This window comes from Micromonospora sp. NPDC048887 (assembly GCF_040649715.1).
Taxonomy (GTDB): domain Bacteria; phylum Actinomycetota; class Actinomycetes; order Mycobacteriales; family Micromonosporaceae; genus Micromonospora.
The window spans coordinates 55969-70865 of sequence record NZ_JBEZGA010000008.1 but is presented as its reverse complement, the minus strand read 5'-3'; the positions used below and the strand labels follow the sequence as shown (position 1 = coordinate 70865).

The 14897-nt window shown below is 74.4% G+C and carries 14 protein-coding genes and 1 tRNA gene; 10 read left to right on the top strand and 5 right to left on the bottom strand.

Annotated elements, in window-relative coordinates:
• Nucleotides 1–6: 6 nt before the first annotated feature.
• From AB0C17_RS14730 to AB0C17_RS14705, 6 genes are all read left to right on the top strand, one after another.
• Nucleotides 7–741 (top strand): DUF4129 domain-containing protein, encoded by a 735-nt coding sequence (locus tag AB0C17_RS14730; protein ID WP_357381681.1) that lies wholly within the window; start codon nucleotides 7–9, stop codon nucleotides 739–741.
• Entirely contained in the window at nucleotides 738–1322 is a 585-nt protein-coding gene (locus AB0C17_RS14725) for a hypothetical protein (RefSeq protein ID WP_357381683.1), read from the top strand. The genes AB0C17_RS14730 and AB0C17_RS14725 overlap by 4 nt, the downstream gene beginning before the upstream one ends.
• Nucleotides 1322–2320 carry a MoxR family ATPase gene (locus AB0C17_RS14720; RefSeq protein WP_357381685.1) on the top strand — a complete coding sequence of 333 codons (999 nt, stop codon included), beginning with the start codon at nucleotides 1322–1324 and terminating at the stop codon, nucleotides 2318–2320. Before AB0C17_RS14725 ends, AB0C17_RS14720 begins: the two co-directional genes overlap by 1 nt.
• Nucleotides 2320–3681: a DUF58 domain-containing protein gene (locus tag AB0C17_RS14715; protein WP_357381687.1), complete on the top strand. Its 1362-nt coding sequence runs from the start codon at nucleotides 2320–2322 to the stop codon at nucleotides 3679–3681. Before AB0C17_RS14720 ends, AB0C17_RS14715 begins: the two co-directional genes overlap by 1 nt.
• 16 nt (nucleotides 3682–3697) lie before the next feature.
• Nucleotides 3698–4258, top strand: a complete 561-nt coding sequence (locus AB0C17_RS14710; protein ID WP_357381689.1) for a hypothetical protein — start codon at nucleotides 3698–3700, stop codon at nucleotides 4256–4258.
• A gap of 103 nt (nucleotides 4259–4361) precedes the next feature.
• A complete protein-coding gene (locus AB0C17_RS14705) occupies nucleotides 4362–5693 on the top strand; it encodes an NAD(P)/FAD-dependent oxidoreductase (protein ID WP_357470175.1) in 1332 nt (443 codons plus the stop codon).
• Between the two features lie 57 nt (nucleotides 5694–5750).
• On the opposite strand, the gene AB0C17_RS14700 is transcribed toward AB0C17_RS14705, so the two are convergent.
• Complete coding sequence (locus AB0C17_RS14700; RefSeq protein WP_357478855.1) at nucleotides 5751–7577, bottom strand: hypothetical protein; 1827 nt, start codon at nucleotides 7575–7577, stop codon at nucleotides 5751–5753.
• 90 nt (nucleotides 7578–7667) lie between these two features.
• Between AB0C17_RS14700 and AB0C17_RS14695 the strand changes: the two genes are divergently transcribed.
• The 4 genes from AB0C17_RS14695 (at nucleotide 7668) to AB0C17_RS14680 (ending at nucleotide 9957) form a co-directional block, all read left to right on the top strand.
• Nucleotides 7668–7748, top strand: a tRNA-Leu gene (locus AB0C17_RS14695).
• A gap of 111 nt (nucleotides 7749–7859) precedes the next feature.
• The gene (locus AB0C17_RS14690; protein WP_357381695.1) at nucleotides 7860–8735 is read left to right on the top strand and encodes a Bax inhibitor-1/YccA family protein; all 876 of its coding nucleotides are present in this window, start codon (nucleotides 7860–7862) and stop codon (nucleotides 8733–8735) included.
• 125 nt (nucleotides 8736–8860) lie between these two features.
• Entirely contained in the window at nucleotides 8861–9619 is a 759-nt protein-coding gene (locus AB0C17_RS14685; protein WP_357478852.1) for a Bax inhibitor-1/YccA family protein, read from the top strand.
• A gap of 17 nt (nucleotides 9620–9636) precedes the next feature.
• Nucleotides 9637–9957 (top strand): hypothetical protein, encoded by a 321-nt coding sequence (locus AB0C17_RS14680; protein ID WP_357381699.1) that lies wholly within the window; start codon nucleotides 9637–9639, stop codon nucleotides 9955–9957.
• On the opposite strand, the gene AB0C17_RS14675 is transcribed toward AB0C17_RS14680, so the two are convergent.
• The 4 genes from AB0C17_RS14675 to AB0C17_RS14660 form a co-directional block, all read right to left on the bottom strand.
• A complete protein-coding gene (locus AB0C17_RS14675) occupies nucleotides 9954–11441 on the bottom strand; it encodes a CYTH and CHAD domain-containing protein (protein WP_357470181.1) in 1488 nt (495 codons plus the stop codon). The genes AB0C17_RS14680 and AB0C17_RS14675 overlap by 4 nt on opposite strands.
• Before the next feature lie 40 nt (nucleotides 11442–11481).
• On the bottom strand, nucleotides 11482–12744 hold the full coding sequence (locus tag AB0C17_RS14670; RefSeq protein WP_357381703.1) for an acetyl-CoA C-acetyltransferase: 1263 nt from the start codon (nucleotides 12742–12744) through the stop codon (nucleotides 11482–11484).
• Nucleotides 12745–12802: 58 nt separating this feature from the next.
• Nucleotides 12803–13615: an SGNH/GDSL hydrolase family protein gene (locus tag AB0C17_RS14665; RefSeq protein ID WP_357470184.1), complete on the bottom strand. Its 813-nt coding sequence runs from the start codon at nucleotides 13613–13615 to the stop codon at nucleotides 12803–12805.
• Nucleotides 13616–13842: 227 nt separating this feature from the next.
• The gene (locus tag AB0C17_RS14660) at nucleotides 13843–14889 is read right to left on the bottom strand and encodes an SGNH/GDSL hydrolase family protein (protein WP_357381707.1); all 1047 of its coding nucleotides are present in this window, start codon (nucleotides 14887–14889) and stop codon (nucleotides 13843–13845) included.
• Nucleotides 14890–14897 lie beyond the last annotated feature (8 nt).

Here is a 14897-nt window from a genome sequence, read left to right as displayed (position 1 = left end):
GGTGGGATGGATTTCGGCGTACTGCGCAGGTGGTGGCCGGTCGCCGCGGTGACGGTGCTGCTCGCGTTCGCCGCGTTCGCCGCCGGTCACTCCGCCATCGGGGCCAGCCGGATCCCGCCCGCCGCCGACACCATCCCGTACGTGCCGGACTACCCGTCGCCGGAGGCCGTGCCGTCGATCCCCGTGGAGCCGCGCGACGTCGGCGAGCCCACCTCGGGCGGCGTGCCCGACTGGCTGGCCACCGCCGCCGTGGCGTTGCTGTTCGCGGCGGTGCTGGCCGCCATCGGGTACGTGTTGTGGAACGTGCTCCGGGGCGCGCTGCGGCGGACCACCCGCGCGGTGCCGGTGCGGCGCACCCGGCGTACCGCCGAGGGGACCGCCCGCGAGGTGGTGGCCGCGCTCGACGCCGGACTCGTCGAACTGGACGACCGCTCCACCGACCCGCGAACCGCTGTCATCGCCTGCTGGGTACGCCTGGAGGAGGCCGCCGAGGACGCGGGCGTGCCCCGGCACACCGGCGACACCCCGACCGACCTGGTGGCGCGGCTGCTGCGCGGCGACCCGGCGGCCGGCATCCCGGCGATCGCCAGCGCCGACGTGCTCGACGGTTTCGCGAACGTCTACCGGGAGGCCCGGTACGCCACGCACCCGGTCGACGAGCACACCCGGGACCAGGCCCGTGCCGCGCTGCGCCGGTTGCGCGGCGAGCTGACCAGCCTGGCGGCGGGGGAGGCGTCGTGAGCAGCAGCATCGACGACCTGCTCTCGTTCGGCGAGGAGCCCGCCGGGGAGGAGACCCGGCCCTCCGGCGGCGGCCGGGCCCGGCTGCTGCTGCGGACCGCCGCTGTCACCGCCGCGATCGTGGTCGTGGTGGTGGTCGGGCTGCGCGCTGTCGGCCTGAAGATGCCGGTCTGGATCATCGCGGCCGGGGTGCTCGCGGTGCTCGCCGTACGCCGGGTCACCACCACGCTCTCACCTCCGCCGCCGCCCCGCGCGGGGGCCCGCGCGCCCGCCGGCGAGGAGCCCGGCACCTGGAACTGGTCGGCGCGGGACGCGCTGCGTGCCGCGATCAACGGCTGGGAACGCCCGCTGGACTGGTGTGCCGACAACCGGGACCGGTTCAACGAGCGCATCCTGCCCCGCCTCGGCGAGCTGGCCGACGAACGGCTGCGCCAGCGCCACGGCGTCACCCGGGAGTCCGACCCGGACCGCGCCCGGTCGGTGCTGGGCGAACCACTGTGGACGTTCCTCGCCACCCCCGTCCGCCGCCCTCCGTCGCCGCGCGACCTCGCGGCGATCGTCGCCGAACTGGAGAAGATCTGATGAACGACGTGGACCGGAGCATGGCCCCCGCCGAGGTGGGCCGGCTCGCCCGGGCCGTCCTGGAGGCGGTCGGCACCGTCGTGGTCGGCAAGCGCGACGCGCTGGAGCTGGTGCTGGCCGGCATCCTCGCCGGTGGTCACGTGCTGCTGGAGGATCTGCCCGGCCTGGGCAAGACGCTCACCGCGCGGTGCTTCGCGCAGGCGCTCGGGCTGGACTTCCGGCGACTCCAGTTCACCCCGGACCTGCTGCCCGCCGACGTGACCGGCTCGTTCCTCTACGACCAGAGCAGCGGCGACTTCGCGTTCCGGGCCGGGCCGGTCTTCACCAACCTGCTGCTCGCCGACGAGATCAACCGGACGCCGCCGAAGACGCAGTCGGCGCTGCTGGAGGCGATGCAGGAGAAGCAGGTCTCGGTCGAGGGCGTGACCTACCGGCTGGACGAGCCGTTCCACGTGCTCGCCACCGCCAACCCGATCGAGTACGAGGGCACGTACCCGCTGCCGGAGGCGCAGCTCGACCGGTTCCTGCTGCGCGTGTCGTTCGGCTACCCCAGCCACGACGAGGAATGGGACGTGCTGCGCCGCCGGCTCGCCCGCCGCCGCGAGGAGGCCGAGATCAAGCCGGTGGTGGACGCCGCCACGCTGCGCGCCATGCAGGCCGCCCTGGAGGACGTGGTGGTCGAGGACTCGATCGGCCGCTACATCGTGGCGCTGACCGCCGCCACCCGGGAGCACCCGTCGGTGCTCGTCGGCGCGTCCCCGCGCGGCTCGCTGGCGCTGCTCCTGCTGTCCCGGGTACGGGCGGTGCTCGCCAACCGGGACTACGTGGTGCCGGAGGACGTCAAGGCGGTGGCGGCGCCCGCGCTGGCGCACCGGATCACGCTGCGGCCGGAGATGTGGCTGCGCCGGGTCGACCCGTCCTTCGTGGTCGGCGAGGTGCTGGAGTCCACGCCCGCCCCGGCCAGCGGCGCGCTGCCCAGCTACGCCGCCGGACGCTGATGGACCGGGCCGACGCGGCGAACGGCTGGGCGCCCACCTGGGCGCTCGGCCGGGCCGTGCTGCTCACCGGCGTGCTGCTCGTCGTCGCCGTCCTGCTCGGCCGCATCGACCTGGTGGTGCTCGCCACGCCGTTCGCGCTCGGGACCGCGTACGCCCTGCGCCGCCGTCCCGCCGGGCTGCCCGAGCTGGAACTGGGCGTCGCGGACACCCACCTGGTCGAGGGCGCGCCGATGGCCGCCACCGTCGCGGTGGCCAACCCCGACCTGATCGGGTACGACCTGGCGGTGGTCCGCACCCGGATGTCGCGCTGGCTGCGGGTGAAGCAGGTGGGCTTCGGCGGCACCGGGCTGGACGTGAGCCGCTCCGGCGGCGCGGACCGGCCGTTCGTCACCTCCGTACCCCGGGGCAGCGCCGTCGACCTGGAACTGACCGGCACCGCGCTGCGGTGGGGCCGGCACCCGATCGGCCCGGCCGGGGTGCGGGTCGCCGCCGCCGACGGGCTGCTGGTCTCCCGCGCGGTGATCACCGAGCCGATCCGGGCCCGGGTCTATCCGCGTACCGAGCCGTTCGACGCGGTCGAGGCGATGCCCCGGGCCGCCGGGCTGGTCGGCGCGCACCGCTCGCGGCGGCCGGGCGAGGGCGGCGAACTGGCCGGGGTGCGCGTGTTCGCGCCCGGCGACCGGCTGCGCCGGATCGACTGGCGGGTGTCGCTGCGGGCCCGGCAGCTGCACGTCGCGTCGACGCTCTCGGACCGGGACGCCGAGGTGGTGGTGCTGCTGGACGTGCTGGCCGAGGCGGGCCGTTCCGGCGGCGTCAACGGGACCGCGTCGGTGCTGGACACCACGGTCCGGGCCGCCGCCGCGATCGCCGAGCACTACCTGCACCGCGGCGACCGGGTGTCGATGCTGGAGTACGGCCCGTCCGCCCGCCGGCTGCGCCCGGCCACCGGGCGGCGGCAGTACCTGACAGTGCTGGAGTGGCTGCTCGACGTGCAGGCCGACTCGTCCCCGCACGAGCCGTACGACCAGGTCTTCGGCCCGCAGGTGCTCTCCTCGGACGCCCTGGTGGTAGTGCTCACCCCGCTGCTCGACGAGCGGTCCGCGCAGATGCTGGCCCGGCTGGCCCGGGGCGGGCGGTTCGTGGTGGCGGTGGACACGCTGCCGGCCGAGCTTCCGGTGCCGAAGGAGCGGGGCTGGGCCGAGGTGGCGTACCGGCTGTGGCGGCTGGACCGGGACACGATGATCGGCCAGCTCCGGGAGCACGGGGTGCCGGTGGTGCGCTGGGCGGGCTCCGGCAGCCTGGACGAGGTGCTGCGCGACGTGGCCCGGCTGGCGACCGCCCCGAAGGCGGGGTTGCGGTGAACGAGAGGCGGGCCCGGTGAACGCGGTCGTCGAGCGGGTGCGGGCCCTGCGGTACGCCGCCGCCCGGGTCAGCCCGCTGCCGCTGCTGGTACGCGGCGGCATCTTCCTCACCGTGCTGGCCGGCTTCCTGCTCGCGTACCCGGTGCAGGCCTTCACCTCCCGCTCGCTGCTGGCCCTGACGGTGGCCGCGGTGCTGCCGGCGGCCGGGCCGCGCCGGATCTGGCCGACGTTCACCGCGCTGGTCACGGTCGGCGGCTGGCTCCTGGCCACGCTCGGCTTCGACCGGCCGCCGGCGCTGTGGCGGCTGCTCGCCGTGGCGACGCTGCTCTACCTGGCGCACTCGCTCTGCGCGCTCGCCGCGCTGCTGCCCTACGACGGCCTGATCGACCCGGACGTGGTGCTGCGGTGGCTGGGCCGGGCGGGCGGCGTGGTGCTCGCCAGCGCCGTGCTGGGCGTGGTGCTCGCGTGGCTCGGGGGAGTGGGCGGGACGGACGGCTCGCAGGCGGTGACAGCGGTGGGGCTGCTGGTGGCGGTGGGTCTGAGCGCGCTGCTGGGGTGGCTGCTGCGACGCCGGTGACGCTGCGTTCCGGTGACGTTGCGCAGGTCACACGGGTTGTGCTCCGTCACAGAAGGGGGTCTCGCGCGGGATTACCCGGGGACCCCGGGGAAAGATAGATGACGTGAACCCGAAGCGGATCCTTGTCGTGGGTGCCGGTCACGTGGGCCTGTACGCCGCTCTGCGCCTGTCCAAGAAGCTGAACAGGCGTGAGGCCGAGGTCATCGTCGTCGACCCGCAGCCGCACATGACGTACCAGCCGTTCCTCCCGGAGGCATCGGCGGGCAACATCTCCCCTCGGCACGCTGTGGTGCCGCTGCGGCGGGAGTTGCGCAAGTGCACCGTGGTGGCGGGCACCGTCACCCGGATCGACCACGACCGCAAGACCGCCGTGGTGCAGCCGATCAGCGGCCCGGCCCGGGAGATCCAGTACGACCACGTGGTCGTCGCCCCCGGCTCGGTCTCCCGCACCCTGCCGATCCCCGGCCTGCACGAGAACGGCATCGGGTTCAAGACCATCGGCGAGGCCATCTTCCTGCGCAACCACGTGCTGGACCGGCTCGACGTGGCGGCCTCCACCACCGACCCGGCAGTACGCAGCCGCGCGCTGACGTTCGTCTTCGTGGGCGGCGGCTACGCCGGCATCGAGGCGCTGGCCGAGATGGAGGACATGGCCCGGGACGCGCTGCGCTACTACCCGGAGCTGAAGCCCGAGGACATGCGCTGGGTGCTCGTCGAGGCAACCCAGCGGGTGCTGCCCGAGGTCGACCGGGACATGGGCGCCTACACGGTGCAGCAGCTGATGAAGCGCGACATGGACATCCGCCTGGACACCCGGCTGGAGTCCTGCGTCGACGGTGTGGTGAAGCTCTCCGACGGCGACAGCTTCCCGTCCGACACCATCGTCTGGACCGCCGGTGTGAAGCCGTCGCCGATGCTCGACGCGACCGACTTCCCGCGCGACGAGCGCCGCCGGGTCACCTGCCGGCCGACGCTGCAGATCGTGAACGGCGACCGGGTGGTCGAGGGCGCGTGGAGCGCCGGTGACTGCGCCGCCGTACCGGACCTGACCAAGGAGCCTGGCAACTTCTGCTCCCCGAGCGCCCAGCACGCGGTGCGGCAGGCCGCGCGGATGGCCGACAACATCGCCAACGTCATCCGCGGGCGCGAGCCGGTCGACTACAAGCACAAGCATGCCGGCAGCGTGGCCAGCCTCGGCCTGCACAAGGGCGTGGCTCAGGTCTACGGCATCAAGATGACCGGCTGGCCGGCCTGGTTCATGCACCGGACGTACCACATGTCGCGGATCCCCTCGTTCAACCGCAAGGTGCGTGTGGTGGTCGACTGGACGCTCGCGTTCTTCCTCAAGCGTGAGGTGGTCGCGCTCGGCCAGCTGCACGACCCGCGCGAGGAGTTCGCCGAGGCGTCCGCGCCGCAGGTCCCGGCGCGCGTCTGACGCGTCTCGCGTAAGGGCCCTTCCCTTATGGGAGGGGCCCTTCGCCGTCACCGGGGGTCAGAACCGCCAGGTCCAGGCGTCGGCGAGCCGGACGCCGGGGCCGTAGAGCTGCTCCAGGGTGCGGCGCAGCATCTCCGCGTGCGGGGCGTCGTCGGTCACCGCCACGCACGAGGCCTGCCAGAACTCCACGTCCCGGGCGGCCTGGCGGCGTTGCCGGTCACCGACAGCGGGCGCCACGCCCCGGCGGGCCACCTCGGCGAGCAGGGCCGAGGTGGGCCGCTGCCAGGTGCCCATGGTGGCCGAGCCGTCCCGGCCGTACGGGCCGATGAAGAAGCCTTCCGGCATGGCGAACGCGACGCCGGTGGCGGTGGCCCAGCGCATCGGCCAGGGGTCCTGCGGGGTGGCGGTGGGCACCGGCACCAGCACGCCGCCGGGGCGTACGCACTGCCGCCAGTGGCCGCCGGTGACGAACTCGGGCAGCGGCGGCCGGTCCATGGTGGGCAGCGGCGCGGGGAGGACGGTGAGCAGCGCCGCGCCGACCGCGACCGGGACGACCCGGCGGGCCCGCCCGGACTCGCCGAGCGCCCGGTGCACGGCGAGGGTGAGCACTGTGCCGGTGAGCGGCAGCACCGCGAGCGCGAACCGGGTGGGCAGCGCGCCGTCCACCAGCGGCAGCCCGGCCAGGAGTGCGTACGGGCCGGGGATCCCGGTCCGCTCCCCGCCGGCCACCACCTCGGGGCCGAGCGCGAGCGCGGCCATCGTCAGCGCGCCGGCCACGAGCGCCACCACCGGTGCGCGCCGGCCCAGCCAGACCGCGCAGCCGACGGCGACCAGCAGCAGCGGCCAGCCCAGGAACGAGGTGAACTCGGCCGGGCCGGTGGTGAGCCGTACCGCCTCCGGGCTGCCGAACACCGACAGCGCGGAGAGGCGGGTCCAGGCGATCAGGTCGGCGGAGAAGTAGGCGGGTGGGAACATGCCGTCCGCGACGCCCTGGGGGCCGGCGAACTGCACCCACAGCGGGTACGCCAGCACCGGCAGCGCCAGCCCGGCGGCGGCGAGCAGCCCACCGGCGAAGCCGCGACCGGCCCGGCGCACCAGGTCCCGGTCGGCCAGCCCGTACGCGACGGTGACCACCGCCAGGGTGAGCGCGGCGAGGAACAGCACCTCCTCGCCGACGAAGACCTGCACGATGACGACGGCGGCGAGCCCGGCCGTCGAGGACGTCATGCGGCGGCGGTCCGGACCGTCCGGACGACCGGCCGGGTCGGCGGCGCGCAGCAGCCGGACCACGAGCCAGACCAGCACCGGGACCAGCCACTGCGCGGTCATGTGCAGATGGCCGTTGCTCTGCGAGACCATGCCCGGCCCGAAGCCGCACAGCGCCGCACCGGGTGCGGCCGCGAGCCGGCGGGCCCACAGGACACGCGTGAACAGCAGGTACCAGGCGAGCGCCGTACCCGCCATGTTCACGGCCACGAGCAGCGCGAACGTCACAGGTGCCCCGAACGCCAGGGTGACCGGGGCGAAGAGCACGCCCAGCGCCACGACCGAGGTGTTCGCCATCAGGTTGACGCCGTCCGGCGCGTTCAGCCGGTCGGTGACCAGGCTCAGCTCGCCGCGCAGGGCGCGCGCGTCCAGCGCCAGGAACCACTCGTACAGCGTCTGGTCGGCCGGGTTGAGCGCGAGCACACGCGTGCCCGGCGCCGGCCAGAGGCCGTGGGTGAGCCAGCCCACGAGCGCGACGAACGCCAACCCCGCGAGCAGGTCCGCGCGATGCCGCCGGAGGGCCGCCGTCACCCGCCGCGTGCCCGCCGCCGGGCGGGCCGCCCGGCGGCGGCCGGGCCGGAGTGCCGGGCGGGCGGGGCTGGTCACGGCCTCGACCATAACGGCCGCACCCGTCGGGGTACGCCGCGTCGCGGCCGAGCCGCTACGGTGAGATCTGTACCGCCGCGTGTCGACGCGCCGGTGTCACCCGCCCGGGTGGTGGAACGGCAGACACGGCCGCCTTAAAAGCGGCTGCCGCAAGGCGTGCGGGTTCGACCCCCGCCCCGGGCACCCGAACTCTCAGGTTTCCCACAGCTAGGCGTAGCACGCGCGATTGCGGCCACGTTTACCCTGGAGTAGCGCGTCTTTCGTGCGATCGACCCCCTGAGGGAGGCCTGAGAAGTGAAGTCCTCGAACCCGGTGCTCGCCCGGCTCGGCCAGGCGGCAGAGCGTGAGCGGGCGGCCGGGTACGCCCAGCCCGGGCCGTACGGTCAGCCCGGATACCCCCAGCAGCAGTACCCGCAGCAGCAGTACGCCCCGCAGCAGTACCCCCAGCAGCCCTACGCCCAGCCCTACCCGGGCGGCTACGGCCAGCCGGTGGCCCCGCCCACCGTGACCCCGATGACCCTCGACGACGTGGTCGTCAAGACGGTCCTCATGCTCGCCATCCTCGGCGCCTCGGCCGCTGCGGCCTGGGTGCTCGTGCCGGACTCGCTCGTCGGCGTGGCCTGGATCGGCGCCGCGGTGGTCGGCCTGGTGCTCGGCCTGATCATCTCGTTCTCCCGGATGGCCAACCCGGCGCTCGTCGTGGCGTACTCGGTCATCGAGGGCGTCTTCGTCGGCATGGTCAGCAAGGCGTTCGAGTCGCTCTACGACGGCATCGTGCTCCAGGCGGTCGTGGCCACGTTCGGCGTGTTCTTCCTGATGGCGATGATCTACAAGGCGCGGATCATCCGGGCCACCCCGAAGTTCACCCGGATCATGGTGGCGATCATGGCCGGCCTGTTCGGCGTGATGCTCGTCAACCTGGTGCTGGCGCTGTTCGGCGTGAACACCGGTTTGCGTGACGGCAGCCCGCTCGCGATCGGCTTCAGCCTGGTCTGCATCGTGGTGGCGTCGCTGAGCTTCGTGCTCAACTTCGCCGACATCGAGGAGGGGGTCCGGATGGGCCTCCCGCAGCGCTACTCGTGGACCGCCGCCTTCGGCATCGTGGTGGGCCTGGTCTGGCTCTACATCGAGATCCTGCGGCTGCTCAGCTACTTCCAGGGCGACGACTGACATCACGCCCTCCCCGACGACGCCCGCCTGCCGCATCCGCGGCGGCGGGCGTCGCCGTTTCCCCGTCCCCGCCGGGCCGCCCGGGGCAGAGTGGGATCCGGGTACGTGGGCGGGAGGTGGTCACGGTGCGCAGCGCCAACCCGGTGCTGGACCGGCTGGACGACGTCGGCCGCGCCGAGCGGCAGGTGCTCGGGGTCGGGACCGCCGGCACGATGACGGTGGCCGACGTGGTCAGCCGGACCGTGGGCCTGCTGCTGGTCACCGGCGTCACGGCGGCGGTGTCCTGGGTGGTGGTGCCGCAGGCCGCGTGGATCTCCGCCGCGCTCGCCGGGAGCGCGCTGGCCAGCCTCGCCCTGGTGCTCGTCATCTCGCTGAAGCAGATCACCAGCCCTCCGGTCATCGTCGGGTACGCCGTTCTGCAAGGGCTACTGCTCGGGGTGGCCAGCCGCGCCTTCGAGCTGGTCTATCCGGGAATCGTGGCGCAGGCGGTGGTCGGCACGTTCGGCGTCTTCCTCGGCATGGCGGTGCTCTACCGGGCCCGGCTGATCCGCGCCACCCCGCGCCTGGCCCGGCTGGTCATCGGCACGCTCGTCGGGATCGTGGCGATCGGCCTGGTCAACCTGGTCGCGTACCTGTTCACCGGGCGGCAGGGGGCGGTCGTCTACAGCCTCAGCGACCGGGTGGGCTGGTTGCCGTACCTGTTCTCGGTGGTGGCGATCATCGCCGGCGCGCTCAGCTTCATCCTCGACTTCGACCTGGTCGAGCGGTCCGCCGCGAACCGGTTGCCCCGCCGCTACGCCTGGTACTGCGCCTTCGGGCTGCTGGTCGGGCTGATCTTCCTGTACTGGCAGATCCTCCGCCTGCTCAGCTACGTACGCCGCTGACCGTAGACTCGGCGGCGATGAGCGCAGCGGAACTGGACCGGGCGGTGGCCCTGCTGGTCCGACAGGTCGGGCACTGGCAGCAGCCGCGCTGGTCGGCCAAGGCGGAAGGCGGCAACGTGTCCCGGGCCGACCTGGTGCACAAGCTGGTCCAGGAGATCGCCGACCTGGCCGCCGACGCGGCCGGTGAGCCGCGCCGCGACGTGCCCCGCCTCCCCGCCGATCTGGCGCTGCCCGACCAGCTCCGAGTGGTCACCGCCGACCTCACGCGCGCCGCGCCCCCGGAGCCCGTCCTGGTCACCGCCACCGACGCGGTGACCCGAACCCGCACCGCCCTCTAGCCCCGCTTCAGCCAGCGGCGTACCTTGCGGTGCCGGGCCCGATCGCGTGCCCGCAGGACCGCGGGGCGGTCGTGGCCGGCGGCCTCGGCCTGCCGCGCGTGCAGCAGGCCGTAGGTGAACGTGTTCTCGCCGTCGGCGTACGCCTGGAGCGCCTGCCGCCGGAGCGCCTCGCGGGTCACCACCGAATCCTGGTGGGTGCCGAGCAGATTCTGGAGCGCCTTGAACCGCTTCACCAGACGGGCGGCAGGCTTGCCGGCGGCCGGCTCGCGCACCTCCACCGCGTACCGGGCGGCCTTGATCTTCTTGCGTGCCTCGTGCGACGCGGCGTCACCGGCCGGCCCGGTGGTGGCGAGCGCCCGGTCCAGCCGCCGGTCGGCGCGGCGTACCGCGCGGCGGACCCTGCGCTCCACCCAGCGCCGGCCCACGTCGGCGGGCGGCCCGTCGGCCAGCCGGTCCAGACGGGTCAGCAGGGCGGGGTAGCTGTCGGCGTCCAGCGCCGACCGCAGCGCCGCGGTCGCCTCGGCCAGGTCGGCGGCGAACCGCTCGCGGATCCGCGCGGCCACCGGGCCGAGCACCAGCTCGTCCGGCAACTCGTGCACCGCGTCGGTGAGCCGGACGGCCATCACCTGGGTGTCACGGACCCGGCCCAGCTCGCCGCCGAGCCCGCGCAGTTCGGCCCGGAGCGTCTCGCTCTCCCGGCGGTCCCACAGGCCCCGGAAGGTACGCAGCGTCGCCCGCAACCGGCGGGTCGCGACGCGCATGTCGTGGACCGCGTCCTCGTCCCCCTGGTACGCGGCCGCGTGGTTGCCGACGATCGCGTCCCGCTGCGCCCGGACGTACGCGAGGACCTGCCCTGCCGGACCGTCCGGCTCCTGGTCGTCGAAGCGCTCGATCCGGGCGGCGACGGCCCGGTGCGACTTGCTGACCGCCACGTCCCGGGCGCCGGCCGCGTGCAGCCGCTCGCCGACGACGTCGAGCAGACCCTCGTCGCCCTCGACCAGCTCGATCTCGATCTCGTGCCAGGCCCGCTCGGTGCCGTCCACGAGGTCTTCGGACCGGACGTCGTCCTCGGCCACCTCGGCCAGCACCCGGCCGTCCGCGTCCAGCAGCCCGCGTTCCCGGCGGCGGTTGACGACCCGGGCCGCCGGGGCCACCGGGCGACCGCGCGACGCGGCCCGGATCAGCGCGACCAGCTCGGGCGGCGGGCCGTCGTCGGACGCCCCGGCGGGGAACCGGTGCTCGACCCGGGCACCGCCGACCGCGCCCACCTTGAGATGCCAGCCCGCGTCGTGCCCGCCGGTACGCCGGCGCAGCGCGTGCCCGCTGCGCAGCAGGAGCAGATCGTCGGTGTCCCAGTAGACGGCGTCCAGATCCGAGACGGTGGCGTCGGACATGGTCACGACGCCACCGCACCCGGTCAGGTCGGGCAGCCGGAAACCCTCGTCGCCGGAGTACTTGCGCTCACGTTCCACGACGGTCGCCATGCGGCCTCCCGTACCCGGCCCGTGCCCCGGCGAACCGGTCTCAGTTCAGTCGTTCGAGCACCATCGCCATGCCCTGGCCGCCGCCGACGCACATGGTCTCCAGACCGATGGTCTTGTCGTGCCACTCCAGCGCGTTGAGCAGCGTGCCGGTGATCCGCGCGCCGGTCATGCCGAACGGGTGGCCGACGGCGATCGCGCCACCGGCGACGTTCAGCTTCTCCTCCGGGATGCCGAGCTGCCGGTACGAGGGGATCACCTGGGCGGCGAACGCCTCGTTGATCTCGACCAGGTCGACGTCGTCGATGGTCATGCCGGCCCGCTTGAGGGCCTGCTTCGACGCCTCGACCGGGCCCAGACCCATGATCTCGGGGGAGAGCCCCGTGACACCGGTGGAGACGATCCGGGCCAGCGGGGTGAGCCCCAGCTCGGACGCGCGCTGCGCGCTCATGATCACCACGGCGGCGGCGCCGTCGTTGAGCGGGCAGCAGTTGCCGGCGGTGATCCGGCCGTCCGGGCGGAACACCGGCTTCAGGCCGGCCACCGCCTCCAGTGTCACCCCGGCACGCGGACCGTCGTCGGTGCTGACCACAGTGCCGTCCGGCGTGGTGACCGGGGTGATCTCGCGGGCCCAGAAGCCGTCCGCGATCGCCTTCTCGGCGAGGTTCTGGCTGCGGACGCCGAACGCGTCCATGTCCTCGCGGGTCACGTCGTAGACCTGGGCCAGGTTCTCGGCGGTCTGACCCATGGCGAGGTAGATGTCGGGGAGCTGACCGGCCTCGCGCGGATCGGTCCACACCTCGGCTCCGCCCTTCGCGCGGGCCGCGGAACGCTCCCGCGCCTCGGCGAAGCGGGGGTTCTCCCAGCCGCCCCCGACCAGCGCCTGCGCCTCCGGCGGGAGCGTGTCCGAGTTGCCCCGGGCGTACCGGGAGACCATCTCCACACCGGCGGAGACGAACACGTCGCCCTCACCGGCCCGGATCGCGTGCATCGCCATCCGGGTCGTCTGGAGCGAGGACGCGCAGTAGCGGGTCAGCGTGGCGCCGGGCAGGCCGTCCAGCCCCATCAGGGTGGCGACCACCCGGGCCATGTTGAAGCCCTGCTCGCCACCGGGCAGACCGCACCCGAGGTAGAGGTCGTCGATGGTGGTGGGATCGAGGGCCGGGACCTTGTCGAGGGCGGCCTGGACGATCGTGGCGGCGAGGTCGTCCGGGCGGACCTCGCGGAGGGAACCCTTGAACGCGCGGCCGATGGGGGACCGGGCGGTGGCGACGATGACGGCGTCGCGGGGCGACTCAATCGGCATGAGCCAACGTTAACGCGCTAGTAACATGCGCGGGAAGCCGCGAGGCGGGCGGGAAATGTCACCCCGTGGGCGGTCGCCTGTGGTGCCGGAACGCGACAGCGGTGGCGGCCTCGACGGCCGGCAGCAGGGCGTGCGCCCAGACCCGGTAGCCGTCGGCGGACGGGTGGAAGCCGTCGTGGCACAGCGTGCCCGCGTCCGCGCGGAACACCGGACCGGTCTCGGTGCCCAGGTCGACGACGGTGCCGCCGGCGTCCAGCACGGCCGCCGTCTGGGCCCGCGCCATCCGCCGTCCCGACCAGCCGAGCACCTGGCGCAGCGGGGCGGCGACCGCGCGGACCGCGCCGAGATCCGGGCACGTGCCCACGACCACCTCGACGTGGGCCTCCCGCAGCCGGCGTACCGCCGAGCCGAGATAGGCCGCCGCGTCACCGGGCCGGGCCATGGCGGTCGCGTCGTTCGCCCCGATCAGCACCACCGCCACGTCGGGCCGCTCGCCGAGCAGTGCCCGCGCCACCTGGGTGGCCAGGTCGGTCGCGCGCGAGCCGGAGACACCGACGCTCGACAACTGCACCCGCCGGCCGGCCGGCCCCTCCGCGAGCAGGTTGGCGAGCTGGCCGCCGATGGTGTCCTCGAACCGGTCGACGCCCACGCCGAGCGCCGACGAGTCGCCCAGCAGCACCAGCCGCAGCGGCGGGGCGTCGGCGCGTCCGACCGTCGCGCGCAGCATCAGGCCCAGCTCGGGCTGGGCGTACTCCCGGCTGCGGGCGGCGATGGCCTGGCCGGCGAGGACCGCCGCGCCGCCCACCGTGCCGGCCAGCAGCGACAGGGCCGCCGCCCGGCCCCACCGGGCCACCTCACCGCGCTGGCTCATGCCGTCACTCCGCTTCGCTCCGTGCCGCCATGAGGCACCTTCGCGCTGAGCCGGCCGATTCGCTCGCTGCGCTCGCTCATGCCGTCACTCCGCTTCGCTCCGTGCCGCCATGAGGCACCTTCGCGCTGAGCCGGCCGATTCGCTCGCTGCGCTCGCTCATGCCGTCACTCCGCTTCGCTCCGTGCCGCCATGAGGCATTTTCGCGCTGAGCCGGCCGATTCGCTCGCTCATGCCGTTCCCTCCAGCGTTGCCGAGTCGGCGGCGCTGCCGGTCGGTGGCACCGCGCCGACGCCGAAGAAGGCCCGCCGGCGAAGCTGCGCCCACCGCCCGCCCGGCCCGCGGTCGCGACCCCGCAGCTGGGTGCCGCTGACCTCCGTGCCGGCGTGCCGGGCCGCCTGGTGAGCGGCCTCCGGGAGCGACCGTACGCCTTCCACGCCGGGCAGGACAGGTCTGCGTTCCGGGACCGCGCCCAGCGCGGACAGCACGGTGGGCAGCAACGCCGCCGCGGCTATCGCATACCCCTCGGCGGAGGGGTGGAATCGGTCCCAGGCGAACATCCGCCCGGGGTCGGCGGCGAACCGCGGCCCGAGCATGTCACCGAGCGAGACGGCACGGCCGCCGGCCTCGACCACACCCACCGTCTGCGCGGCGGCGAGCTGGCGGCTCCAGCGCCGGGCCAGCCAGCGCAGCGGCGGCTGGATCGGCCGGATGGTGCCCAGGTCGGGACAGGTGCCGACGACCACCTCGCAGCCGGCTGCCCGCAGCGTGCGGACCGCGTCGACCAGGTAGCGCACGGCCACCGGGAACGGTGTGCGGTTGGTGACGTCGTTGCCGCCGACCAGGATCACCGCCACGTCCGGCTCGACCTCCAGGGCGGACTCGACCTGCGGCTTCAGACCGGACGACAGCGCGCCGACCACGGCGAACCGGTGCAGCCGGACCGGCCGGTGCAGCCGGCGGGACAGCCCGGTGGCGAGCAGCGAACCCGGCGTCTCCCGGCGCCTGTGCACGCCGTAGCCGGCCGCGGAGGAGTCGCCCAGGACGACCATGGTGATCGGCGGGCCGGGCAGCCTCGCCCCGTAGACGCCGTCGCAGCGAGGCGGCGGGGCCTGGGCCATCGGGATGGTGCGGCGGGCCTGCCGGGCCTGGCCGAGCAGCACCCCGCCGGTGGCGAGCGTGGCCGCGACCGTGGCGCCCGTGCCGACCGCCGCGAGGCGGACGATCTGCCGGGCGCGCTGCCGGCGGACCGGCGCGACGGAACCAGCGTCCCCCATGAGCCGAC

Excerpts from the sequence above, each read along its gene's own strand:
- AB0C17_RS14730 (WP_357381681.1), top strand. The coding sequence starts at position 7 with ATGGATTTCGGCGTACTGCGCAGGTGGTGGCCGGTCGCCGCGGTGACG.
- AB0C17_RS14720 (WP_357381685.1), top strand. The coding sequence starts at position 1,322 with ATGAACGACGTGGACCGGAGCATGGCCCCCGCCGAGGTGGGCCGGCTC.
- AB0C17_RS14715 (WP_357381687.1), top strand. The coding sequence starts at position 2,320 with ATGGACCGGGCCGACGCGGCGAACGGCTGGGCGCCCACCTGGGCGCTC.
- AB0C17_RS14700 (WP_357478855.1), bottom strand. The coding sequence starts at position 7,577 with ATGGTCGAGGCCGTGACCAGCCCCGCCCGCCCGGCACTCCGGCCCGGC.
- AB0C17_RS14680 (WP_357381699.1), top strand. The coding sequence starts at position 9,637 with ATGAGCGCAGCGGAACTGGACCGGGCGGTGGCCCTGCTGGTCCGACAG.
- AB0C17_RS14675 (WP_357470181.1), bottom strand. The coding sequence starts at position 11,441 with ATGGCGACCGTCGTGGAACGTGAGCGCAAGTACTCCGGCGACGAGGGT.
- AB0C17_RS14670 (WP_357381703.1), bottom strand. The coding sequence starts at position 12,744 with ATGCCGATTGAGTCGCCCCGCGACGCCGTCATCGTCGCCACCGCCCGG.
- AB0C17_RS14665 (WP_357470184.1), bottom strand. The coding sequence starts at position 13,615 with ATGAGCCAGCGCGGTGAGGTGGCCCGGTGGGGCCGGGCGGCGGCCCTG.
- AB0C17_RS14660 (WP_357381707.1), bottom strand. The coding sequence starts at position 14,889 with ATGGGGGACGCTGGTTCCGTCGCGCCGGTCCGCCGGCAGCGCGCCCGG.